We start from the raw sequence: 24544 nt of genomic DNA, 5'->3' as shown, positions 1-24544 counted from the left end.
ACTAACATCCAAGTCAAAGCAAATTTTGGCTTGGTGCTTTTTTATAATTAAGCTATTTTAGTTCTGCCCAGTTCTTGCCTAGATTGATACCACATTTTAAAGGAACATTGAGCGTATAAATATTGTTCATTATGGTTTCAATTTCTTTAGAAGTTTCTTCTGCAATCTCTAAAGGTAGTTCAAAAATCAACTCATCATGGACTTGAATGAGCATTTTCACAGGTGTATTTTTAAATTTTCTATAGATTTTAAGCATTGCTAACTTAATTAGATCTGCTGCACTTCCTTGAAAAATCGAATTGATACCTTCACGCAAGTAGTTTGCTTTGATTAATTCTGTTGCATTTGTAAAATCAAAATATCTTCGATGTCCTAATAAGGTTTGAGCATAACCATTTGTAAAGATTTGATCTTCTTGATATTTTAGGAAATTTTTTACAGTTGGAAATGACTCAAAATAACTATCAATATATTTTTTGGCCTCTTTTGGAGATATTTTGAGTGTTTGAGCTAGTTTTTTTGATCCCATTCCATAGATAAGTCCGAAGTTGATTGATTTTGCAACAGAGCGTTTGGAGGAAGCCTCTTGTTTTCCAAATATGCGAATAGCGGTTTCTGTGTGAATGTCTTTGTTGTTGATAAATGCTTCGACGAGGTCTTTGTCCATACAAAAATGTGCAAGTAGTCGAAGTTCGATTTGTGAATAATCCACACTCAAGAGAGTGTTTTTTTCATCACTAATGATAAATCCTTCCCTGATTTGTCTTCCTGCGTCAGTTCGTACGGGTATATTTTGAAGATTTGGAGATTTTGAACTCAATCTTCCTGTAGCAGTGCCTGTTTGCAAAAAAGATGTGTGAATTTTATGTTCATCATTATTGAGTTTTAGCAATGGTTCTATGTAGGTGTTTTTGAGTTTGAAAATTTCTCGATATTCCATAATTTCAGCAATAACAGGATGATCGTTCAATAGAGCTTCTAAAGTTCGCTCATCTGTGCTATAGCCACCTTTTATTTGTCTAGTGCCCTTGAGTTTGAGCTTTCCAAATAGCACTTCAGCGAGTTGTTTGGGAGAATTTAGATTGAAATCAAAACCAATATGTTTATGAATATTGCTCTGAATGATTGAAAGCTTGTTGGATAGTTCTGATCGAAGTTCTTCAAACCATTTCACATTAACTTTGATTCCATTGTTTTCCATATCTGCCAGAACCCTGATGAGAGGAAACTCTAAATCTTGAGCGATTTTTATAAGATAATCAAGCTCTTTAGCACGCAATTCAAAGATAATTTTATGATACAGGCACATACTAGCAACCGCATCTTCAGCGGCATATTTTGAAGCATCTTCTAGAGTAACACTTGAGAAATTTGCACCCTTAGTAACAACATCTTCAAAAGCTATCATCGTGTGAGAAAACCATCTTTCCATCTGACTATCTAGTCCCACACTCATCACACTATCAAAAAGCCACGCTAAAATCATTGAATCCTTGATGGAGTTTTGAGGTTTTAGGCCAAAGTTATTTTCAGCAACAAGAAGGTCAAATTTGATATTGTGACCTATCATGGGGTGAGAAAATATTTGTTGTATTGCTTTTTTTGCACTCTCTTTGGATACTTGTGCTTCAACTCCTAGATAGTTGTGAGCTATAGGCACATAATAGCCATTTTTTCCATCAAAACAAAAGCTAAAACCCACCATTTTTGCATTCTGAACATCAACAGAATCTGTTTCACAGTCATAAGAAATTTCCTGATCTATAGGGATAGAATCTAAGATTTTAAATAATTCATTCTCATCATTGAGTAAATGTGGGATATAAGAAAAAGCAGATTGTGAGGAAGCATTTAATCCACCAATCCCCTTTGATTTTGCTATAAAGGCTTTGGCAGGTTGAGTCATCGGCATCCCTTTTAGGCGTTGCACGAGTTTGATAAATTCATAGCTTTCAAGTTCATCTACAACTTTTATCAGAGGGTTTTGTTGAGGCATTCTGCATGTTTGAAAATCAAATTCATCAATGAGATCTTTTTTTAAAGTGACGAGCTTTTTACTCAAATAGGCCATCTCTTTATTTTCTTTAATGAGGTTTGCGATTCTTGGACTGACAACTTCTTGGATTTTATCCACATTTGCATACATATTATCAAGACTATGAAATTCTGTTATGAGTTTCTCAGCGGTTTTTGCTCCAATTCCTTTGATACCAGGAACATTATCGCTACTATCACCTACCAAACTTTGATAATCAATGAATTGATGAGGATATACGCCATATTTTGCCAGACAATCTTTTTCCATTATGTCTTTTCTTGTCATCGGATTATAAAGATAGATATCTTCGTTGATGAGTTGATAGAGATCTTTATCATGGCTAATGATACGAACTTGAAGATTTTTTTTCTGAGCGATATGACTAAGTGAAGCTATGGTATCATCAGCTTCATATCCATCAAAGCCTAGATTCAATAATTCCATTTTTTTTATCCATTCAATTGCAATAGGAAGTTGCATCAGTAGATCCTCGGGGGTTTGCACCCGAGTCCCTTTATATTCTGGATAGATTTCTTTGCGTTTATTTAATCCACGTCCTTCTAGGGCAAAAACAATATAATCTGATAAGCCCTCTTTGTGCAAATTCATTATCAAATTAGCAAAGCCTAGCAAAAGACCAGTAGGAAAGCCTTGTGCGTTTTTTAGCGGAGGAAGGGCATAAAAACTACGAAAAAAGAACCCGAAGGTATCAACTATGGTTAGTGTTTGCATAGTCTTTATAGATTCTTTTCATAAGGTTGTGTTATTTTCTCTTCAAAAATAAACTTATGCTCACTAGGAAGTGCATCATAGATGCTATGGGCAAGTTTTTGAATTTCCCAAAGAGCAGCCCTGCTTGTGCGGAGCTCTAGGAAATTTTGCAGACTTCTAGCATTGATACTCCAGTGAAGTTCGGTTTTGTATGATTCGGGCATTGCATATTTGGCTAGATCGTTTCCTACAGGTTGCAATAAAAGTTCTCGAAGATTTTCTAGAGCTTTTATGGAGGCGATATTAACGTTTTCATTTGGTGTGAAAACGATGTATTTTTGAGCTCTTTTTAGATTTTCTTCATTGATGGGAATAAAAGAGGCTTCTTCTTTGATTTCTTTGAGTGTATAACGAGATGATTTTACACTATAACTTGCTATTCGATGACGAGCGAGTTCTTGCAAACAAGCCCGACTGATTCCCTGTATATAGAAGTTGTAATACAGGTGTTCTAGAGTACTAGAGTGCTTGTTTTTATTCCCTACACGATCAATGAGGGAAAGATCTTTTTCGCCCCCATTATCGGATTTGTCAAAACTTTGCCAACACGTTCTAATAGCCATTGAACAGACCTCTAGGGGGGTATAGTGTTTGAGTGTTACTTTCATAAATATCCTTTTTGGAATTGTATATTTATGTGGCTTAAAATCTATTAACGTCATTTAGAGTGATAAAGAGTTTAATTATTTTATCTTGTGTTTGTATCATTGGACTTGAGATGGATTTTTTAATTCAGTGAAGATTATCCCCTATTTTTTTGAATTCTTCATATTGATTTTTGAGGGCAAGGAGGATTTCTTCATACCTGAAACTTAGCATCACGCGTCTATAAAGTTCGGGCTTATCCCTTCGCCAATTTCGCAAAGTTTTTGTATCTACGCCGATGATTCTAGCTATATCTTGTTGAGTGAATTTCATCTTTATCCTCAAGTAATTTTTCATAAAATCTACTTGAAAATTTTTTTAAACAAAATTAAGTAATATTTACCTATTTAAAGATAAAATTAAGGAAATATTACCTAGAATAATTGGATTAAAATTTTGAGGAGTAAAAAATGGATAGAGAAACAGAAAGAGAAATCACAGGAATGATTAACAAAGAAATACAGACAGCATTGAGAAAAATGGAACTAGACAGAAAGCTAGATAAAATCGTGCGAATGATAAGTGACAGCGAGAAAAGTATCCGCAAAGACATTGAGTATCAAATGAAAAAAGAGCACGACAATATGATACGAGAAATCGAAAAAAGGACAAGAAAATGAGAGTTTATGTTGCGAGTGTATTTTTATTTTTGGGACTATCAGGTTTTTTGATAGCACAGCCCCAACATTCTAAAATCTTCAAAACAACCCCCGATGAGCTCCAGGAAATGTTTAGTGAAAATGAACTTGCTGCTAGTGAAAAATTGAGTGGGAAGTTGATAGAAATAACAGGAATTATCACATCTGTTGGAAAGACTATGGGTGAGCCATATGTCAGTTTAGACATAAATCATAGGTTCTTTTCAGCAACCATGTTTGTGAAGAATTCTGAAATAAAAGCTCTATCAAAGTTAAAAAAAGGCGAAGCTATATCTGTGATTTGCAAAAAAGTATCTTACACTATATCTCCAACAGGAGAAAATTGCACCATAAAAAAACAGAAATAAAGGATTCTTAATGAGAATTTTAGTAATTATTTTTGGAATATTTTTATTGAGTGGGTGTGATTTTGGGCATTTATCTTACATGGATAAATAATGAAAAATATTTTTATTTACCTTATTTTTTGTAGTTTTGTCTTTGCTGACAGTTTTCCTACTTTTGGTTTTGATCTCAAAAAAACATACGATGAATTTAGATCTGTGAGTCTATACAAGAATGAATCTGACTTTATTGCTGAAAAATGGAAAACCGATATTTATCATAAAGCAGTATTAAACGATAGAGGACTAAGGGGATTTTTTGTTGGGGTACAGTATTGGTATGAAAAACTAAGCAGTCGTTTTAGTGGTGATGCTATGTATAAGGGAAAGTGGTTAGTCAGTAATCCAGGAAATACACCACAATTTCAACAAGTATTAAGTATCAAATTAGGCTATATTTTTAGTCTTGCCATAGATATAGTAGATATAGATAAAAAAGTAGAAGAATCAGAAGTAGGAATAGAGGATTTTAATTTGTATGTAGCACCTTCATTTGGCTTAGGTTTTGGGTTTGATAAAACCCAAGTGTTTTCATTGGGCAGCGATATTGGCTGGTCTGGATACGGTATTTTTGCTTTTGTTGGATTTTATTATGTGTATCAAAAAAACCATATCAATTTATCAGCTAATTTTAAAGCTTTTCCAGCTGTATTTGAGCCTAAATATCAATCATTGAAACTTGATAGTGATATTGCCTTTAGCAATAATTCTTTTGCTTTTGATATTGGAGTTGGTTATCGAGTTTTTAGGCATATTTATATGGACATAAGGTATAGACGTAAATTTATTTCTCCAAATTATAATTATTTTAGTTCTGAAGGCTTTACTAGCGGGGGTCTGCGAGGACGAGCAGATAATTTAATTTTTGGTTTGAATTATAATTTTTAAGGATAGACAATGAGACTTGTTTTGATATTGGGATTCGGGTTTTTCTATTTTCTTTATAGTGCTCCTTCTTTGAAAAAATGCGAGAAAGACTTAAATGAATGTTTGGCAGGTGTGAGATATTATACTAATAACTATAGTCCAAAACAGGCACAAGAATTTAAGGCAGTCATCGATAAAATGTATCTCTATGTTTCAGAGCAAATCCATTCAGCAAAACAAGCTGTTTTTCAATATTATCTTGATTCGTATCTTGTTTTTTTTAAATTACCTAAGATTTTTACATCACCGCCTGATATCACTACCAAGTTAGAACGTGATAGACAGGTTGTAATTAAACTTGATTCACAGGTAAGAATATTTCAAATTATTCCTGGAGAAGGATTTTTGGCTCAATTCCCTTATGTTCTTTGTGATTCACTGTCGAACCAAAGTTTTTGTCAACTCATTTTTGTTGAAAAAAAAAGCTCTAGCGAATACGCAGAAGGAGATATTTTGCCACCTCAATATTACATTTATGATGGGGTATATACATATTCTACTATTAACGGTTCTTCAAAAACAGTACCCAAGTATAGAGACGTAACTAAAGAAATAATTGAGCTTAGAGAAAAAGCAACAGTAAAGTCAGAAGAATATTTTCAAAAATATGAGAATAAACCAAAACAATAGATTCTTAAATATTTTACTCAGAAAACATATCAAAAAAAGGAAATCAAAATGAACAACACCCTGATAGAAGAGTTGGCAAAAAAAGTTCAAGATGAAGATTTTACAAAACCCATGCGAGGGAATGAAGCACAGACTAGAAAATCTTTGATAGATAAGATGTTAGACGCATTGGGCTATGATACAACAAACCCTAATATATGTGTTGTTGAAGATAATGCAGGTTTTCAAGGAAAAGGCGGAGAAAAAGTGGATTATTCCCTCTATAAAAATGGCAGCCTAGTTTTAATCTTGGAAGCCAAACCGTTTGAGAGTTCTTTGGGAGGTTTTTATAAACAGCTTAGCAGTTATTTTAGAAATAAACTTAATCCAGACCCGAAACATAAGCTTTTTGTTATGCTAAGTAATGGAGTTGAGTATCGATTTTTCTCTGATATAAATAGATCTAACATATTAGATGAAGAACCATTTTTTGTTTTTGACTTAAAGAGTCATGATTGTGAAGATTTAAAAAATCTTGAAAATTTTTCTTATGACAAAATAAATCCAAACGCTATAGTAGAATGGGCAAAAGAATGCATAAAATATAAAAAAATATTAAATAAGTTAAAAAAAGAGATAGACAAACCGAGTGAAGGTTTTATAAAGATTTTTGCAGAAGAAATCAAACAAAAACAAGTAACTCAAAACTTGAAGGCAGAATGTAAGAAATACCTAAAACAAGCATTTAATGAGCTTTTTTATAAAAGCAGTGATGCAAAAATATCTAATAAGTTAGATAAAATAGATACTCTAAATGAAAAAATGAAAGTAAAGGTAGTTGATTTTTTCAAAAAAGCCATTATGGAGGCTCTATCTTCAAGTTCGCATCCACTTACTGCCAAAGAAATATGGGAGAAAATAGAGAAGAAATATCCCAGAGAACAAATTCCCTCTAAAATCGAAAATTTACAGAAAAGAACCTTTGAGGTAGTTCGTTATAAAATGAAGGATATGGTTGAGGCGGTAGATACAAATCCTTTAAAGTTTATACTTAAAACCTCAAAATAAAGGGAAAATGTCTTAGAAGATCTGAAAATCCTAGATTAAAGGAAATCTACGAAGATATCAAAACCATACATTCTAAAATGTGAGTATCAATCTTGTAAAAATTATATTCATCTGAACACAAATAAAAAAACTTCGTTGGTTATAGACACATTTAGATTTGTTGAAAATAAAATCCGAGTGTTCTTTGACATTAGAGTGACTGAATTCAAAGATCCTGCTAAAAAACTCATAGACACATATGGCAAAAACGCTAGAAATGGAAGTGCTGAATTTTATTATGAGAACCCTAAAAACAAAGATTATCTCCTATCGCTAATAAAACACTTCCTATGAGAAAATTAGAGGATAATGACATTTGTTATAACCCCAAATTTTTCTTGCTCTGCTCAAAATTAATCATTCCAAATTCTCTTCCCATTGCTATTTGAGAAGGGATTTGATGGAATTTTTGATCCCTAATAAGTGTTTTTATAGCAGGTGTGGCGATAAGAATTTCACAGATTGCTTGAAGTTTTCCATTCTCAAGTTTGATTAGCTCTTGAGAAATGATGGCTTCTAAGCTAGTGGCTAGTTCAAGTGCAATTTCAGAACGTGAATCTTCAAAGTTATTGATAATTCTTGAGAGAGTGTTGGTGCTATCTGAAGAATGAGTGGTCGCTACAACCAAATGTCCTAATTGACTAGCTAAAAGAGCTGTTTTGATAGACTCCCTATCTCTTAGCTCTCCGATAAAAATTACATCTGGATCTTGACGAAGAGCTGATTTGATGGCAGAAGCAAAGCTTTGCGTATCTTTTTTTATCTCGCGATGAGAAAAAAAACTCTTTTTGTTGCTATGAATATATTCAATAGGATCTTCTATGCATATGATGTGTCTAGCAAAATGCTCATTTACATATTCAAGTGCTGAAGCGATGGTGGTCGATTTCCCACTACCAGTACTGCCACTTACTAATACAAGTCCGCTAGTTTTACTAAAAATACTTTTGAGAATAGGTGGGAGCAAAAGTGCATCAATATCAGGAATTTTTTCACATAGAACACGAAAACTCATTGAAGGCAAACCATTTGCGAGATAAAAATTCACCCGCAATCTTTTGCCTTCATAACACACACTCATATCTTTTTCTTCGCCAGTTTTGATAGACTCTATTTCTATAGGAGTAAGAAATTCCTCTAAGAGAAGCTCGTTATTTTCTAATTTTATGTCTGAGGGAGTGATTTGTGTGCTAACTCTGAAAAATACCTCCCCATTTCCCATTATGTGAATATCTGAAGCATTCATATCTAGGGCACTAGATAAAATATCTCCAAATTCAATTTGACGTAAATTTTTCATCTTTTCTCCAAATATGTTTGGTTAGGTGGTATGCAATGAAAGCTACCACACAAAAAATAATAGTCCCATAGATGGCAATGCGTTGTTCTTTGTCAAAATATGCACCTATGATTGATACCACACATCCGATAACTCCAAATATCTGAATACCTGGAGTGAGGGGTGTTTTGTAGGGTAAATCATCAAGTTTTTTACCTTGTCCAAGATACCATTTTCTGAATTTATATTGAGAAATGCTCACACTTAGCCAAACTAACATCATTGCCAAAGAACTCACAGCAATGAGATTATTGATCACGCTTTTTGCTGGAGAAACTGCCGTAAGCAAAGCTAAAAGCGATACAAGCATAGAGAAAAGAAGTCCATTGATAGGGATACCATTTTTATTCACTACACAAAAGAAGCCTGGCAACATTTTTTTCTCAGCCAACCCCCAAATCATTCTAGCAGAAGCATAAACTCCAGAATTAGCCGTGGAAAGTAATGCTGAGATAAGGATGAAATTCATCACATCACCTACATAAGGCACGTTAAAAATTTGCAAAACATTTACAAAAGGACTTTGGGTGATAGTTGCATCGCTCATAGGTAGAAATGTGGCGATAATAAAAACTGATCCAACAAAAAATACAATCAAACGCCATAAGGTTGCATTGATGGCCATCGGAACCGCTTTTGCTGGGTTTTCTGTTTCCCCTACAGCCACGCCCATAACTTCTGTGCCTGTGAAGGCAAAATTCACCGCTAAAATTGTCATAAACACCGCAGTGATACCATTTGGAAAAAATCCACTATAATCTTGAGTGTGAAAATAAAAGTTTGAAAATGTTTTGGCAAAGCCATCTTGGTATAAATGATAAAACAACATTCCAAATCCAAATATCAAAAATAAAACAACTGCAATGACCTTGATGAGCGAGAGAGTGAATTCGCTTTCAGCAAAGATTTTTACCCTATAGACATTAAAAGAAAAAACTCCAATGATGCATACAATCACCCAAATGTAAGTATCTACGTTGGGAAACCACTTTTGCATCAAAAATCCTACAGCAATGAATTCTATCCCTACAGTTGTTGTCCAATTCAGCCAATAGAGCCAAAAAACCATATATCCCGCTGATGGAGATATGAAGCGATGAGCATAATCTCCAAAACTACCAGTATTGGGAAAATAAGAGCTGAGTTCTCCTAGAGAAAGCATAATGCTATAAACAATTACAGAAGCCACGCAATAAGCTATGATGGTTCCTAATGGACCAGCAGTATGCAAACTCTCTCCTGTACCTACAAATAATCCTGTTCCCATTGCTCCACCAAAAGCAATCATAATCAAGTGACGAGTTTTTAGATCCCGTGCAAATGTATTATCGTTTTTCATGAGCGATTCCCTTCAAAATTAGTGTGTTTTTAAATACTATATATTTTTAGATCAAAATTCAACAAAAACTGTAAGATTTTTTTGAGTATATTTTTTTTTGTTTGTGCAAAAATGTAGCATTTCTACACTTTTAGATAAATATGGCAGAGTTGTAAATTATTTTTGTCAAATTTTTAAGAGAAAATCAAATATCGTATCGTGATATACCAAAATAACAAAAATTAAGGATGGACATAATGGACCAGCTAGTTTCTAAATCTCTTCAATTGGCCGAAGAATTACAACAAAAAATCACTGAGCATATTTCTTCTACAGAAAAATCATTTCACAAGAAAATGCAGAAACTTTTAGAAAATCCAAAAAATAAAGTGATGCTCATAGAGTTGCTTGATCGAAGTTTTCGATGTTTTGATAACTCTGCAAGATTCAATGAGATTGAGTATATTTTGGGAAAATACGGTATTGCAGATTTTTTCTCTGCGTATGAAAAATTTCTCTTGATAGCATTTCTATCAGCGGGGAAATTAGCTCCGAATATGAGTGTTCCTTTCTTTGTTAATTATATTCGAAATGACACAAAAGCGATGGTGCTAGATGAAGAAAGATCTAAACTTGATGCTCATATTATTAAAAGAAGAGGTCAAAATATTACTTTAAATGTCAATCTCATCGGTGAAGAGGTGCTTGGCGAAGCAGAGGCTTTGTATCGAATGCACAAATATGAAGATGCGCTTAGATCTGAGCATATTGAATATATTTCCATTAAGATCACTACTATTTTCTCACAAATCAATATTATTGATTTTGAATACTCAAAATCTGAAGTAGTTAAAAGACTTGATGAACTTTATAGCATCGCTCAAGAATCTGAGAAAAAACACGGCAAGAAAAAATTTATCAATCTTGATATGGAGGAATTTAGAGATTTAGAACTTACAGTGAGTGCCTTTATGGAGTCTGTTTCAAAATTTGATATTGAAGCAGGAATCGTTCTTCAAGCGTACATTCCAGATTCTTTAATGTATTTAGAAAAACTTCATGATTTTTCAAAACAGAGGGTAAAATCAGGCAAACCTGCTATCAAAATTCGTTTTGTTAAAGGTGCGAATATGGAATCAGAAGAGACTATCGCTTCTCAAAAAGGTTGGGAATTACCGACATTCTCAAGAAAAATGGATACTGACTCCAACTACAATAAGATGTTGGATTTTGTGCTTGAAGGTGATAACTACAAGTACATAAGAATCGGTATTGCTTCCCATAATCTTTTTGAAATTGCATATGCTTATACAAGAGTTTATGATAAGGGAGCTCAAGACTCATTTACATTTGAGATGCTTGAAGGAATGAGTCTGCAGGCTTCTTATGAACTCAGCAAAATGCACAAATTGATTCTTTATGCACCAGTTTGCAATGATGAACATTTTAATAATGCAATTGCTTATCTAGTCAGAAGACTTGATGAAAATACAAGTGAAGATAATTTTATGAGATATTTTTTCAATCTCAAAGTGGGTTCAAAAAATTGGGAAACTCAAAAGCAGTTATTTTTGGATTCGTTAGAAAACATGGCTAAGCTTGATAATTCTACTCATAGGACTCAAAATCGTCTTGCTCCACAAAGTGGGAAAAGCACCTATGATCATAAAGAATTCACCAATGAAAGTGATACAGACTTTATTTTGGCCGCCAATAGGGATTGGGCACAACAGATTAAGGCCAAATATCAAAACTTACCACATCTAGAGATCTATCCCATCGCAGGTGAAAAAATACAAAACCCTGGTATGAAAAAAACAGAAGTTTTTGATCATATTCAAAATAAAAAAATTGCTACCATCGCACTTGCCGATGAGGAAGCTATTCACAAAGCACTAGAAGTTGCAAAAGAGGATAAAAGTGGATTTTCAAAAATGGATCATAAAGACATTCATAAGATTATCTCACAGGTTGCTCAAAAAGTACGAGAGAGAAGAGGAGATCTTATTGGTATAGCAGCATTAGAAGTAGGAAAAACTTATGCAGAAACAGATCCTGAAGTGAGTGAAGCGATAGATTTTTTAGAGTTTTATCCTCATAGTCTTAGAATCTTAAAGGAAGAAAATCCAAATACTCATTTTGCCCCTAAGGGAATAGGTGTGGTTATTGCTCCTTGGAATTTCCCTGTGGGTATATCCATAGGAACCATAGCAGCACCTTTGGCGGCAGGGAATAGGGTTATCTATAAACCTTCTAGCCTTTCAAGCGTGACTGGATATATGTTATGTGAATGTTTCTGGGATGCAGGTATTCCAAGAGATGCACTTATTTATCTTCCTGCAAAAGGATCAGATATTAGTAAATACCTACTCAAAGATAAATCTGTATGTTTCTCTGTATTAACAGGAGGCGAAGATACTGCCTATAAGATGCTAGAGGCTAATCCTGCACTCTTGCTTTCTGCAGAAACAGGTGGAAAGAATGCAACCATTGTAAGTAAGATGGCAGATAGAGATCAGGCTATCAAAAATATCATTCATTCAGCCTTTAGTAATTCTGGTCAAAAATGCTCAGCTACTTCACTTTTGGTGCTAGAAGAAGAGGTTTATAATGATGAGAATTTCAAAAAGACTTTGATAGATGCGACTAAGAGTATGGCGGTAGGAGATCCTTTTATTCTTAAAAATAAAATTGGAACTTTAGCAGATAAGGTCAATGACAAAGTACAAAAAGCTATTGATACAAAAGAAAGTTATGAAGAGTGGGCTATTGCACCTAGTTATGAGAACAATAATCCATATCTAATGAGACCTGCTATAAAATATGGAACAAAAGAAGGTGATTATACCCATAAAACAGAGCTTTTTGTGCCTATTTTATCTGTGATGTGTGCAAAAAATCTAAAACACGCCATTTCTATAGTAAATTCCACAGGTTATGGTCTTACTAGTGCTTTAGAATCGCTTGATGAACGTGAGTGGGATGAATGGATTGAAAATATTGAAGCAGGTAATCTCTATATTAATAAATCTACTACTGGTGCAATCGTTCTGAGACAACCATTTGGTGGGGTGAAAAAATCAGCGATTGGTTTTGGTCGAAAAGTGGGTATATTCAACTATATCACGCAATTTATGGACATTACTCAAAAACATAGCGATAATAATTTGCTTGATACTCCTATTGTTAGCAAGATTGAATCTTTTGGCCTGAGCGGTGTTGATTCAGCGGAACTCAAAACTATTATTGATATGGCAAAGAGTTATGCTTATCACAATAAACATGAATTTGAAACCAAAAAAGATTATGTCAATATTCGTGGTGAAGATAACTTGTTCTCTTACACAAAGGTAAAATCTATTGGTTATCGCATTAGCGACACTGATACACTTAAAGATATAATGGGTGTTGTCATTGGAGCAAGTATTTGTAAGATTCCTCTTGTTTTAAGCATTGATTCTGCACAATCAAATCCTTATTTTGTTATGATTGAAAAAAATCTCACAAAGCTTGGTTGTGATGTTCAAGTTCGTTATGAGAGTGATACAAAATTTGCAGAGAAAATCTCAGAATTTGGAAGAGTGAGATATTTTGCAACTCCAGATAGAGAAAATCCAATCTATAAAGCTTCCGCAGCTCATGCAATCATTATTGCGTCTTCAAGACCACTCATAAATGGTAGGTTTGAGTTGCTTTATTATCACTTGGAAAAATCTGTTAGCATTTCCTATCATAGATATGGTAATTTAGGTGCTAGAGCCTTAAAAAAATAATTAAAACAAAGGATAATCATGACTGAAGAAACGGTCGTTTTAAGCTTTCCCATTATCACGACTTTCCTCGTGTATGCTTTGTTGATGCTTTATATAGGGTTTTATTTTTATAGACAAAATGAGACAACAGAAGATTACTTTTTAGGCAATCGGACAATGGGTCCTTTTGTAAGTGCTCTTTCTGCAGGTGCATCAGATATGAGCGGATGGCTTTTGATGGGATTGCCAGGTGCATTGTATGTGGGAGGGCTTTCGCAGAGCTATATTGCTATTGGTCTTAGCGTAGGTGCGTTTATCAATTGGGCTTTGATAGCTAAAAGATTGCGGGTATATACGAGTGTGATATCTAATTCAATAACTATTCCAGATTATTTTGAAACAAGATTTTCTGATGACAAGCATATTTTGAGATTGATTTCTGCATTTGTTATTTTGATATTTTTCACTATTTATATCTCATCTGGATTGGTTGGTGGAGGGAAGCTTTTTGAAGCGACATTTGGGTTGGATTATAGTTATGCTTTGGTTGTAGGCACTGTTATTATTGTTGCTTACACTTTTTTTGGTGGTTATAAGGCGGTTTGTTGGACAGATTTAATACAAGGACTTTTGATGATGGGGGCATTGATTATTGTTCCTTGTGTGATGCTCTATCATTTAGGTGGTATGAGCGAGGCAGTTTATTTGGTTTCTGATATAAATCCACAGGCTTTATCTTTTGGAAATGGGGTAGGCCTGGTTTCTGTTATCTCTTCTCTTGCTTGGGGTTTGGGATATTTTGGGCAACCTCATATTTTAGTGCGTTTTATGTCCATAAAATCTACCAGAGATATACCTACAGCTACTTTTGTAGGCATATCATGGATGGTCATTAGTCTTATTGGTGCTTGTATGATAGGATTTTTAGGTATTGCTTATGTAGTTAAATTTGATTTATCCTTGAGTGACCCTGAGAAAATTTTCATCGTGATGAGTCAATTGCTTTTTAATCCTTGGATTGCTGGAATTTTACTCAGTGCTATTTTGGCAGCTATTATGAGTACAGCAAGTTCTCAACTTTTGGTTTCTTCATCCACGATTGCAGAGGATTTTTATAAAAAAGTATTCAATAAAGATGCTCCTCCTAAACTTGTGATGACTGTTTCGCGTATCGCAGTTCTTTTGGTGGCTTGTGTAGCGTTTTTTATTTCCACCGATAAGGACTCTAGTGTATTAAGTATTGTTTCTTATGCTTGGGCAGGATTTGGAGCAAGTTTTGGTAGTGTGATTGTTTTTTCACTTTTTTGGTCTAGAATGACTCGAATGGGTGCGATTGCTGGAATGGCTGTAGGAGCTGTCGTTGTTGTTGTGTATAAGAATTTTTTCATTCAATACTTTGGACTCTATGAAATCATTCCAGGATTTTTATTTGCAAGTATTGCCATTATTCTAGTTAGCCTTTTACAACCAGTTAGAGCAGGAACAAAAGAAGCTTTTGATACAATGTTAAAAAATCTATAATCATTGGTTGTTGTAGGTAGGTCAAAAGGAGTTTCCACAAATGAGGGCATTGATGTTTTTATCTATGATGCTATGGGGACTCACTTGGACTGCTTCAAAAGTGATGATTGATCAGCAGGTGGATCCTTTTCAAATTGTTTCTATCAAGTGCGGCATTGTCACTTTGAGTTTTTTGCCTTTTGTGTTTTATCTCAAGATTCCTTTTTTAATTCCTAGAAGTGCTGTTTTGCCTACTCTTTTGATAGGGATTTTTAATACGATTTATAACTATTTACTTTTGAGTGGGCTTAATTATGGAGAAGCTGGGAGTGCGGGGGTTATTGCGGAGGTTTTATCTCCGATATTTGCTACTTTTATTTGGAGTATTCTCAAGAAAACATCACTTTTGAGAAATGAAAAAATAGGACTTGTTTTGGGGATTGTTTCAGGAGGGTTTTTAGTTGATATTACCAACTATGATTCTTTGATATCTCCTTTTAACATAATTTACGTATTTGCAGCATTGATGTGGGCGTTACTAACGATAAGTTCAAGATATGCTACTGAGGATTCCCACCCTATCATTATTAATTTTTATAGTTCAATATTGCCATTTGTAATTTTTTTACCCTCTTTGTTTTTTGTAGATGTTCAACCTTTAGCAAACGTGGATTATAAATTTTGGCTCTGTATGTTTAGCGTAACGATACTTTCTACTACTTTTGCTACGACAATTTTTTATAAGGGTATTAGGGTTTTAGGTGTTACACAGGGGGGTATTTTTGTTTTACTTGTTCCGCTTGGAGCTTTGCTATTTGCTTGGATATTTTTAGGAGAAATACCCAAGTTACATACGGTTATTGGAGGTTTTATTGCTTTGGTGGCGATTTATTTGATTAATTTTTATCTTCCAAGAAGGAAGAAAAGCTACAAAAAATCATCCTAGCATATATACTATAAACTCATTTCAATATCTAAATAGGTTCTCTATTTAGATTTAAGAGGATTTTTGGAGTTTTAAAGAGCAAGATAAAATTTTAGAAATTTTATAAACTCTTAAAATCCAAATGTTATTTTTAAGGATCTCATCTAAGCAAAGGTTTTGAGTTCATCTAAAACTTTAGAAAATTTTTCTTCACATTCTTTTAGATTTGCTTTATTTGTAGCTAAAACTTCAGCAGGGGCATTTTGGAGAAATTTTTCATTATTTAGCATTGCTTTTAGTTTAGAGATTTCTTTTTCTAGTTTTTCTTTTTGTGCTTCAAGCCGTTTTAAAATAGGACTTATATCAATACCTTCTAAGCTCAAATAGGTTTTACAGCACTCACTCACATCGCTCACTGTTTTCTCTGGCTTATTGCCCACGATATGAACTTTCTCAACTTTTGCTAGTTTAGTGATGAACTTTATAAATAAATCTTGATTTTTTATTTTTTTATTCTCGTTGAGTTGTACATAAGCTTTCGCAATGGATTTGTTCCCTATATCTAGAGTCATTTTTGCCCTTCTGATAGAAATAATAACATCTTGAATGATTTTAAATTCATTTTCTGTGTTTTCATCCTGTATTATCTCATTAGGATAGGAAGCTATCATAATTGATGAGGAGTTCTCTAGTGAGCTAGCATTGAGTTTATGCCATAAATCCTCAGTTATAAAAGGCATATAAGGGTGTAAAAGTTTTAAAGATTCTTTTAGGACACTCCCAAGTTCATAAATTGAAGGTTTATCTGCCTTAGATAATTCTATAAACCAGTCGCAAAACTCTCCCCATAAAAATCGATACAAAATATTTGCCCCATCATTGAAACGATAAGAATTAAGTGCTAATCGAACTTCTTTGATTGCAAGATTCAGTCTTGATTTGGCATATTTTCCTAATGGTGTTTTAAAATCCTCAAGCTTTTCTTTGGTTTGAAAACCTTTTTCTAAAGCGTGTGTGCCTCCTAATTGTTCTAAATACATCATCAAAAAATTCACAGCGTTAAAGAGTTTATTAGCAAAATTTTTGGATATTTCTAAACTAGAATTTGAGAGTTTGATATCTCTGCCTTGAACACATAGCATTGCTAGAGTGAAACGAACTGAATCTGCTCCATATTTTTCAATTATTTCTAAAGGATCTATGACATTGCCTTTAGATTTACTCATCTTGTGTCCATTTTCATCACGTACTAAGGCGTGTAGATAGATATCTTTAAAGGGAAGATCCCCAAGCAAGGATTCACCACTTAAAAGCATTCTAGCTACCCAAAAAAATAAAATATCAAAGCCAGTGATCAATACAGAGTTGGGGTAAAATTCATTCAAATCTTCTTTGTTCCATTTTTCACCTTCTTCCCAATTCTCATTTCCCCATCCAAGTGTGCTAAAAGCCCATAATCCAGAACTAAACCAAGTGTCTAGAACATCAGGATCTTGAAGGATATTTTTGCTAGAACATTTTGGGCAAGAATGCACAAAGTCTGATTCAGAGGCAAATGTATGGGAGCATTCGCAAGTCCAAACAGGAATTCTGTGTCCCCACCAAAGTTGTCTAGAAATGCACCAATCTTTTAAGTCTCTCATCCAAGCGTTGTAATTATTTTTCCATCCAGGGGGATAAAATGAAGCAAAATTGTTATTGACTTTTTCTATGGCTCCTTTGGCGACTTCTGCTTTTACAAACCATTGTTTTGAGATATAGGGTTCTATTGTATTGCCACAGCGATAACATTTACCCACTTGATTGGTATATTCTTCGATTTTTTCTACATAACCTTCTTTGGTTAGTTTGTCTATGATTTTATCTCGTGCCTGCAATCTTTCAAGTCCTTGAAATTCTTCAGCATTTTCATTTAAAAATCCGTTTTTATCAAATACGGTAATAAACTCTAAATGATGTCTTTTACCCACTTCGTAGTCGTTAATATCATGAGCTGGGGTAACTTTCACACAACCTGTACCAAAACTCATATCCACATATTCATCAGCGATGATAGGGATTTCCCTTTTGCTTATAGGGAGGAGAACCTTTTTCCCTACAAGGTGTTTGTAGCGTTCATCTTCAGGATGCACCATTACCCCGCTATCTCCAAAATAAGTTTCTGGGCGGGTAGTGGCAACTATAAGATATTCATTAGAGTCTTTTATGGGGTATTTTAGATGGTAGAGTTTGCCGTTATTTTCTTCGTATTCCACTTCTATATCAGATAATGCTCCATCGTGTGTGCACCAATTCACCATATAGTTGTCTTGAATGATAAGTCCTTTTTCATACCACTTTACAAAAGCTTTTTTCACCGCATTTCTGAGTCCTTCATCCATTGTAAATCTTGATCTAGACCACGCAGGAGTGATACCAAGATGTTCCATTTGTGAAAATATCTCTCCCCCACTTTTTTCTTTCCATTCCCATACTTTTTCAATAAACATCTCCCTACCGAGCTCTTCTTTTTTTATTCCTTGAGTTAGGAGTTGTTTTTCTACGATGTTTTGAGTTGCAATACCTGCGTGATCTAAACCAGGTTGATAGAGCGTTTTATAGCCATCCATTCGCTTATATCGCGTGATGATATCTTGGAGTGTTAGGGTTAGTGCGTGTCCTATATGCAATACTCCAGTTACATTTGGAGGTGGCATCATTATGGCGAATTTTTTACCTTCTTTTTGAATATTTTTATTTCCATTGATTTCAAAATATCCTCGCTGTTTGCATATTTTATAAAATTTAGATTCTATATCACTAGGTTGATAGGATTTACTTTCTGAGGCGGTATTCATCAGGATTCCTTGAAATATGGTATAGGTTTTGCTTTTTTAATTATACAAAAAAGCCAATCAATTACAGGAGAAAATATGCTTTATGATTTAAAGGCACCGATTTTAGGTTTTGAAAATATTGCACAGGTTGAATTTGAAAAGATTGATGATATGTTTAGCAAAATCAGCAGTCTTGATGGTTCTTTTAATATGGCGTTGGTGAATCCTTACATGCTCAGAGAATATTCTTTTAGTATTCCTAAGTATGTGGAATTGCTTTTAGAACTTGATAAAGATTCTAAAGTAGAGGTTTATTGCGTGGTTGTTCTGCAAAAAGAACTTTCTGATTCAATGGTAAATTTTCTAGCTCCTTTGATATTCAATCCTAGTAATTCTACAGCTGCACAGATAGCACTTTCAATTATGGATTATCCAGATTTTGGATTCAGAGATACACTTAAATCTTTTGCTATTGAAGAAGTGGGTGCTTAAGCATTTACAAACCAACCCCTAGATAGAATTCAAGCAAACTTATAAGGTCTTGCTATGAATATCGTTATTACAGGTGGTGGAACAGGTGGTCATTTAGCGATTGCTAAAGCGTTGGGAGAGGAATTTAACTCTTTAGGTCATAGCGTTATTTATATTGGCTCTAACGCTGGACAAGACAGAGACTGGTTTGAAGGAAGCCCTCTGTTTGAAAGGTGCTATTTTTTTGACACTACTGGTGTGGTCAATAAAAAAGGCTTTGGCCTGATTGTTTCATTGTATAAACAGTTTATTTCCATCATCAAAGCAAAAAAGATATTTAAACTTCATAAAATTAATGCTGTCCTTAGTGTGGGTGGATTTTCCGCAGGTCCAGCAGCTCTAGCGAGTATAGGGAGCAAGATTCCACTTTTTATCCACGAACAAAATGCTATCAAAGGTGCCTTAAACAAATACCTCTGTAATTTTGCAAAAGCCACATTTGGGAGTTTTTCTCATACAGAAAATAATTATATTAAGACTTCTTATCCACTCAGAAATGAATTTTTTGCTAAAGGCAGAGTGAGAAAAGAAATCAATTGTGTGATTTTTTTAGGTGGTTCCCAAGGGGCTAGGGCACTGAATGATTTTGTTATTTTGGTAGCAAAAAATCTTTTAGCACAAGGAGTAAAAATCATTCATCAATGTGGTAAAGGGGATTTTGAACGTATTAAAGATCTTTATGAGACATTAGGAATTTTAGATTCTATAGAACTTTTTGATTTTGATAAAACACTTGTTGATAAAATAGCTCAAGCTGATGTGTGCGTAAGTAGAGCAGGAGCTAGTAGCGTATGGGAACTAGCAGCAAATGGACTTCCTGCGTTATACATCCCTTATCCATATGCAGCGGGAGATCATCAGTATTATAATGCCTTAGAATTTACAAACGATGGATTAGGAAAACTTGTGCGTCAAAATGAACTCTCTCCAGAGGTATTGTTTGAATTTTTAGAAGAACTTCAAGAAGTAGATGAAAATGGCATTATTAAGATTAAAGATATTAGTGCTAGATTGAAGAGCAAAATAACTCAAGGCGGGGCAACACAGATAGCAAAAAAAGTGATAGAGGAAAGTGAGTGCATCAAATAGCCTTGCGGATGCATTGAATTACCATAAAAAAGTATGATAGAGATAAAAAATTGGAGTTGTAAATGATGTTGAGTGCTGAAAACAGAAAATTGTGGAAACAGTTTCAAGAAAAATGGAATGAAGATAAAGTCAAAAATATGACTTTACAAGAGTATCACACATCTGGAGGCAAAGATAGTTGTTTTGCCTACTGGATAGAACATGGACTTGATTTTTTAGGAAGGATAAGAGTAGTAGATTGCATTAGATATGGGATTTACAATAAGGTTAATAATAGGCAAAAAAAAGATCCTTTGATTTGTGATGAAGATGGGTATGCTTGGTATAAAAGATATGGGGATACAAAAGAAGATGCATTTGAAAACATCAAGAGTCAAATTTTAAAAATCATTGAATGTGTGAAGAATGATAAAATAAGCGATATTGATAGCATTGATTGTGGGGGAGATATATATAAATGGAAGATAGCTTTTTGTTATCAAGACATGGACAATCCAAAAATCATTCCTATTTATAAAGAAGAAGTACTCAGAAAAATTGTCAAACAAGAGTGCAAAAAAGATTCAGATAAAATGACGATGAGTCAAATGTATGAAGAAATTATTAAAAAGAAACCACGAAGTTTAGATATTTTTTCTTGGGAATTATGGAACAAATACGGGGAAGATTCCAAAGCTGAAAGTTCATCAAATGATGATGTGCAATCCAATGAGAAAAAATTAGAAAGCATACCTCTTAATCAAATTTTATATGGACCTCCAGGAACAGGTAAAACTTATCAAACTATTGATAAGGCATTTGAAATTTTAAATTACGATGATAAAAAGATCAAGATTGAGCTAGAGAGCTTAGAGATAGCTATTTCAGATAATGATCGAAAGAATAAAAAAATTCTTTTTGATCATCTTGCGAAACAAGGCCAAATAAAATTTATAACCTTCCATCAAAGCTATGGCTATGAGGAATTTATAGAAGGTATCAAGCCTGTTATTGACGAATATAGTGGTAATAATGAAATCAAGCAGGGAATAAATTACCAAGTTGTAGATGGAGTTTTTAAAAGAATCTGCATGGAGGCTAAAAAAAATTCTACAAAACCTTATATTCTCATCATTGATGAAATCAATCGTGGAAATATTTCTAAGATTTTTGGTGAGCTCATCACATTGATAGAGCCTAGCAAACGTATTGGAAATGATGAAGAGCTGAGCTTGACTCTGCCTTATAGTGGAGAGTCTTTTGGAGTACCTAAGAATCTATATATTATCGGCACGATGAACACTGCTGATAGGAGTATTGCCCTTATGGATACAGCCCTTCGCAGAAGGTTTGATTTTATAGAAATGATTCCTAAGCCTGAACTATTAAAAGATAAAGATATTGAAGAAGTCAATTTACAAGAAATGCTTGAAGCTATGAATGAACGCATTGAATTTCTATACGATAGAGAGCACACGATCGGCCATGCATTTTTTATGGATATAGAGACTTTAACCGATCTCAAAAAAGTATTTCAAAACAAAATTATTCCTTTATTACAGGAGTATTTTTATGAAGATTATGCGAAAATAAATGCGGTTTTAAATGGCAATGAAATGATAGAAAAAAAGAAAATTGAGCCTAGAAATATTTTTTTAAATACAGAGATCATTAAGAATTTGGATTTAGAAGATAAAGAGAGCTATAAAATCGCTAGTTTTAAAGAGAAAATTTGGGATGAATCATCAACCTATAGCACAATTTTAAATCAAGCAGCAAATAAAGAAACCAATAAAGATGAGCAATCACAATAACCCAAAAAATACTCTGCAAATCATTGAATGGCAGAGTATTTCATCAAATGATATACAAAATATCGTTGATGATAAAACAAAAGCAGAAAAGATTTTTGATGAGCTTAAAAAATTTGCCTCTGAGGAACATAACCATGCATTTATAACTATCATAAAAGCAGGGAAAGCCCTTAAAGCTAGAAATTATGTTGGGCTTATCCAGACCAAAAGCGGTTTTTGCCTAGAGATTTTGCCAAAAATTAATGATAAGGATTCATTAGCAAAACAGGGTGAAAGCACAAAAACGCTGCTTGTTGAGATGCTCAAAACACTTAGAAACTTTCCTGCCAAAGCCTCTAATTTTTCAAATCTTAACACCTCAAAAACCCCGCTTTTGGAAATCTTTATCCAGATGTTTTTAAATGAACTCATCATTCTTATCAAAAAAGGTATCAAATCAAACTATCAATCCATGCAGAAAAATCGTTTTTATCTCAAAGGCAAACTTTTGTTCTCACAGCACATCAAGCATAATCTTACTCATCAAGAGAGATTTTATACTAGCAGTGATGAATACTCCCCAAATATTCCTCAAAATCGTTTGATAAAAAGCACCTTAGAGTTATTTTCAAAAATCTCACTAGGTGCGAAAACTCAAAGTCTTTTGCGAGAATGCTATTTTGTCTTTAATGATATACCTACTAGTGAAAATATTGACAAAGATTTTAACTCTTGTCATAATGACAGATCACTCAAGTATTATAAGATTGTTTTACTTTGGTGTAAGGTATTTTTAAGAAAACAAAATTTTGCTCCCTATGGCGGGAATACTGTAGCTATAGCACTTTTGTTTGATATGAACTATCTTTTTGAATCCTATGTTGCTCATCATCTAAAATCCCATCGCCAAGACTGGGATATTAGTGCTCAAGATCGTGGAAAATATTTGTTGCAAAATGATTTTTGTGCCTTGCGTCCAGATATTGTGGCAACAAAAGATAATGAAACTATCATCTTGGATACTAAATGGAAAAAGATAGAATCACAAAAAGATATCGCAGTATCTGATATTTATCAAATGTGGGCATATGTGAGCAAATATAAGAGTGAAAAAACGATTTTGTTATATCCTAAGATAGGGGACTTTCAAGGAAAAACAAGTTTTGTTTTCAAGCCAAACAATCCAGGAAATGTTTCTTTGGAGGTTGCTTTTGTTGATTTGACTCTAAAGATAGAGGCTGAAATCAAAAAAATTTTTGAAAAGTTTCAAAAAACCGATGAAACAAAGCAATAAAACTTCAATATTCAATAGATTTGCTATATGAATCAAATGTGATATAATCTTACCCATAATCATAGCAAGGCAGTGATAGTGAAGATAGATTTTCAAAATTTATTGATGTTGGCACCTTTAGCAGGTTATACCGACCTTCCCTTTCGGTCTGTGGTGAAAAAATTTGGTGTGGACATTACAGTGAGTGAGATGATAAGCTCTCACGCTCTAGCATACTCTAGTGCAAAAACAAAGAAAATGATTGAGAAATCCCCTTTGGAGAGTCCTTATTGCGTTCAAATAGCAGGTTCAAAAGAAGAAATTCTTAAAAGAGCTGTGGAGATCTTAAATGAAGTTCAAGGAATTGACATTATAGATTTTAATTGTGGCTGTCCTGCTCCGAAGGTGGCTAATCACGGTAATGGAAGTGGTCTTTTAAAAGAACTTCCTCATTTAGTGAAGATGCTTACTCTCATCAGAGAAACCACAAATAAACCCTACACGAGTGTGAAAGTCAGACTTGGATTTGATAAAAAAATCCCATTAGAGATAGCGATGGCCTTAAGAGATGCACCAGTAGATTTTGTAGTTGTTCACGGCAGAACTCGTAGTGATGGATATAAAAAAGAAAAGATAGATTATGATAGTATTGCTCAGATGAAGAAAATCCTAAAAGTCCCCGTGATAGCCAATGGCGAGATCAATAGCTTACAAAAAGCAAAAGAGGTTTTAAATATTACAGGGGCGAATGGCCTGATGATAGGCCGTGCGGCATTGAGTTCTCCGTGGATATTTTGGCAGATCAAAAATAACACTGATGAGCTTCCGCCTGTGATAAAAAAAGAACTTGTGCTTGAACATTTTGATAGGATGGTTGATTTCTATGGAGAAAGAGGTGTGGTGATGTTTCGTAAGAATCTTCACGCTTATGCTAAAGGACATACAGAGGCAAGTGAATTTCGCACTAGGGTTAATTCAATGACTTCTTCAGTGCAGATGCGTGAAGGGATTAGTGAGTTTTTTGATATGAGTATCATTAGAGGTGATTTACCTGTCATCGTAGAGCTAAATAAGAAAAGCGTGTGAAAAG

General features: G+C 34.0%; 19 protein-coding genes. 13 read left to right on the top strand and 6 right to left on the bottom strand.

From position 1 onward, the window contains the following. Positions 1-52: 52 nt before the first annotated feature. From polA to BKH42_RS00890, 3 genes are all read right to left on the bottom strand, one after another. Positions 53-2770 carry a DNA polymerase I gene (gene polA, locus BKH42_RS00900; RefSeq protein WP_095293823.1) on the bottom strand — a complete coding sequence of 906 codons (2718 nt, stop codon included), beginning with the start codon at positions 2768-2770 and terminating at the stop codon, positions 53-55. Between the two features lie 5 nt (positions 2771-2775). After that, a complete protein-coding gene (thyX, locus tag BKH42_RS00895) occupies positions 2776-3417 on the bottom strand; it encodes an FAD-dependent thymidylate synthase (protein WP_095293821.1) in 642 nt (213 codons plus the stop codon). A 124-nt stretch (positions 3418-3541) separates the two neighbouring features. Then, a complete protein-coding gene (locus BKH42_RS00890) occupies positions 3542-3727 on the bottom strand; it encodes a hypothetical protein (RefSeq protein WP_095293819.1) in 186 nt (61 codons plus the stop codon). 137 nt (positions 3728-3864) lie between these two features. Between BKH42_RS00890 and BKH42_RS00885 the strand changes: the two genes are divergently transcribed. The 5 genes from BKH42_RS00885 to BKH42_RS00865 all read left to right on the top strand — a co-directional run bounded on the left by BKH42_RS00885 (position 3865) and on the right by BKH42_RS00865 (position 7100). Further along, entirely contained in the window at positions 3865-4074 is a 210-nt protein-coding gene (locus tag BKH42_RS00885; RefSeq protein WP_095293817.1) for a hypothetical protein, read from the top strand. Next, positions 4071-4460, top strand: a complete 390-nt coding sequence (locus BKH42_RS00880; RefSeq protein ID WP_095293815.1) for a hypothetical protein — start codon at positions 4071-4073, stop codon at positions 4458-4460. Before BKH42_RS00885 ends, BKH42_RS00880 begins: the two co-directional genes overlap by 4 nt. 90 nt (positions 4461-4550) lie before the next feature. Next, positions 4551-5384, top strand: a complete 834-nt coding sequence (locus BKH42_RS00875; protein WP_095293813.1) for a hypothetical protein — start codon at positions 4551-4553, stop codon at positions 5382-5384. Between the two features lie 9 nt (positions 5385-5393). Continuing rightward, positions 5394-6053: a hypothetical protein gene (locus BKH42_RS00870; protein WP_095293811.1), complete on the top strand. Its 660-nt coding sequence runs from the start codon at positions 5394-5396 to the stop codon at positions 6051-6053. Between the two features lie 48 nt (positions 6054-6101). Next, complete coding sequence (locus tag BKH42_RS00865; protein ID WP_095293809.1) at positions 6102-7100, top strand: type I restriction endonuclease; 999 nt, start codon at positions 6102-6104, stop codon at positions 7098-7100. 358 nt (positions 7101-7458) lie between these two features. Here BKH42_RS00865 and BKH42_RS00860 read toward each other — a convergent pair whose 3' ends face one another. Then, positions 7459-8439 (bottom strand): PilT/PilU family type 4a pilus ATPase, encoded by a 981-nt coding sequence (locus BKH42_RS00860; RefSeq protein WP_095293807.1) that lies wholly within the window; start codon positions 8437-8439, stop codon positions 7459-7461. Continuing rightward, positions 8417-9817 carry an amino acid permease gene (locus BKH42_RS00855; protein ID WP_095293804.1) on the bottom strand — a complete coding sequence of 467 codons (1401 nt, stop codon included), beginning with the start codon at positions 9815-9817 and terminating at the stop codon, positions 8417-8419. The genes BKH42_RS00860 and BKH42_RS00855 overlap by 23 nt, the downstream gene beginning before the upstream one ends. A gap of 236 nt (positions 9818-10053) precedes the next feature. Between BKH42_RS00855 and BKH42_RS00850 the strand changes: the two genes are divergently transcribed. From BKH42_RS00850 to BKH42_RS00840, 3 genes are read left to right on the top strand one after another with little or no spacing between them, the layout of a single operon-like run. Beyond that, the gene (locus BKH42_RS00850) at positions 10054-13569 is read left to right on the top strand and encodes a proline dehydrogenase family protein (RefSeq protein WP_095293802.1); all 3516 of its coding nucleotides are present in this window, start codon (positions 10054-10056) and stop codon (positions 13567-13569) included. An 18-nt stretch (positions 13570-13587) separates the two neighbouring features. Next, positions 13588-15069 (top strand): sodium/proline symporter PutP, encoded by a 1482-nt coding sequence (gene putP / locus BKH42_RS00845; RefSeq protein WP_095293801.1) that lies wholly within the window; start codon positions 13588-13590, stop codon positions 15067-15069. A gap of 40 nt (positions 15070-15109) precedes the next feature. Beyond that, a complete protein-coding gene (locus BKH42_RS00840; protein ID WP_257874212.1) occupies positions 15110-15994 on the top strand; it encodes a DMT family transporter in 885 nt (294 codons plus the stop codon). A gap of 143 nt (positions 15995-16137) precedes the next feature. On the opposite strand, the gene BKH42_RS00835 is transcribed toward BKH42_RS00840, so the two are convergent. Continuing rightward, positions 16138-18810, bottom strand: a complete 2673-nt coding sequence (locus BKH42_RS00835; RefSeq protein ID WP_095293799.1) for a valine--tRNA ligase — start codon at positions 18808-18810, stop codon at positions 16138-16140. A gap of 75 nt (positions 18811-18885) precedes the next feature. On the opposite strand from BKH42_RS00835, the gene fliW reads away from it, so the two are divergent. The 5 genes from fliW (at position 18886) to BKH42_RS00810 (ending at position 24540) form a co-directional block, all read left to right on the top strand. Beyond that, entirely contained in the window at positions 18886-19281 is a 396-nt protein-coding gene (fliW, locus tag BKH42_RS00830) for a flagellar assembly protein FliW (protein ID WP_095294000.1), read from the top strand. A gap of 54 nt (positions 19282-19335) precedes the next feature. Beyond that, positions 19336-20409 carry an undecaprenyldiphospho-muramoylpentapeptide beta-N-acetylglucosaminyltransferase gene (gene murG, locus BKH42_RS00825; protein WP_095293797.1) on the top strand — a complete coding sequence of 358 codons (1074 nt, stop codon included), beginning with the start codon at positions 19336-19338 and terminating at the stop codon, positions 20407-20409. Between the two features lie 62 nt (positions 20410-20471). Further along, entirely contained in the window at positions 20472-22202 is a 1731-nt protein-coding gene (locus BKH42_RS00820) for an AAA family ATPase (protein WP_257874211.1), read from the top strand. Continuing rightward, positions 22186-23475 carry an McrC family protein gene (locus tag BKH42_RS00815; protein WP_095293795.1) on the top strand — a complete coding sequence of 430 codons (1290 nt, stop codon included), beginning with the start codon at positions 22186-22188 and terminating at the stop codon, positions 23473-23475. The genes BKH42_RS00820 and BKH42_RS00815 overlap by 17 nt, the downstream gene beginning before the upstream one ends. Before the next feature lie 84 nt (positions 23476-23559). Continuing rightward, positions 23560-24540, top strand: a complete 981-nt coding sequence (locus tag BKH42_RS00810) for a tRNA-dihydrouridine synthase (protein WP_180673874.1) — start codon at positions 23560-23562, stop codon at positions 24538-24540. Positions 24541-24544: the final 4 nt, after the last annotated feature.

The sequence above is a fragment of the Helicobacter sp. 13S00482-2 genome (genome assembly GCF_002272795.1).
GTDB lineage: Bacteria > Campylobacterota > Campylobacteria > Campylobacterales > Helicobacteraceae > Helicobacter_J.
Note: the sequence above shows the minus strand (reverse complement) of the source record. Positions and strands in the feature narration are given on the sequence as shown.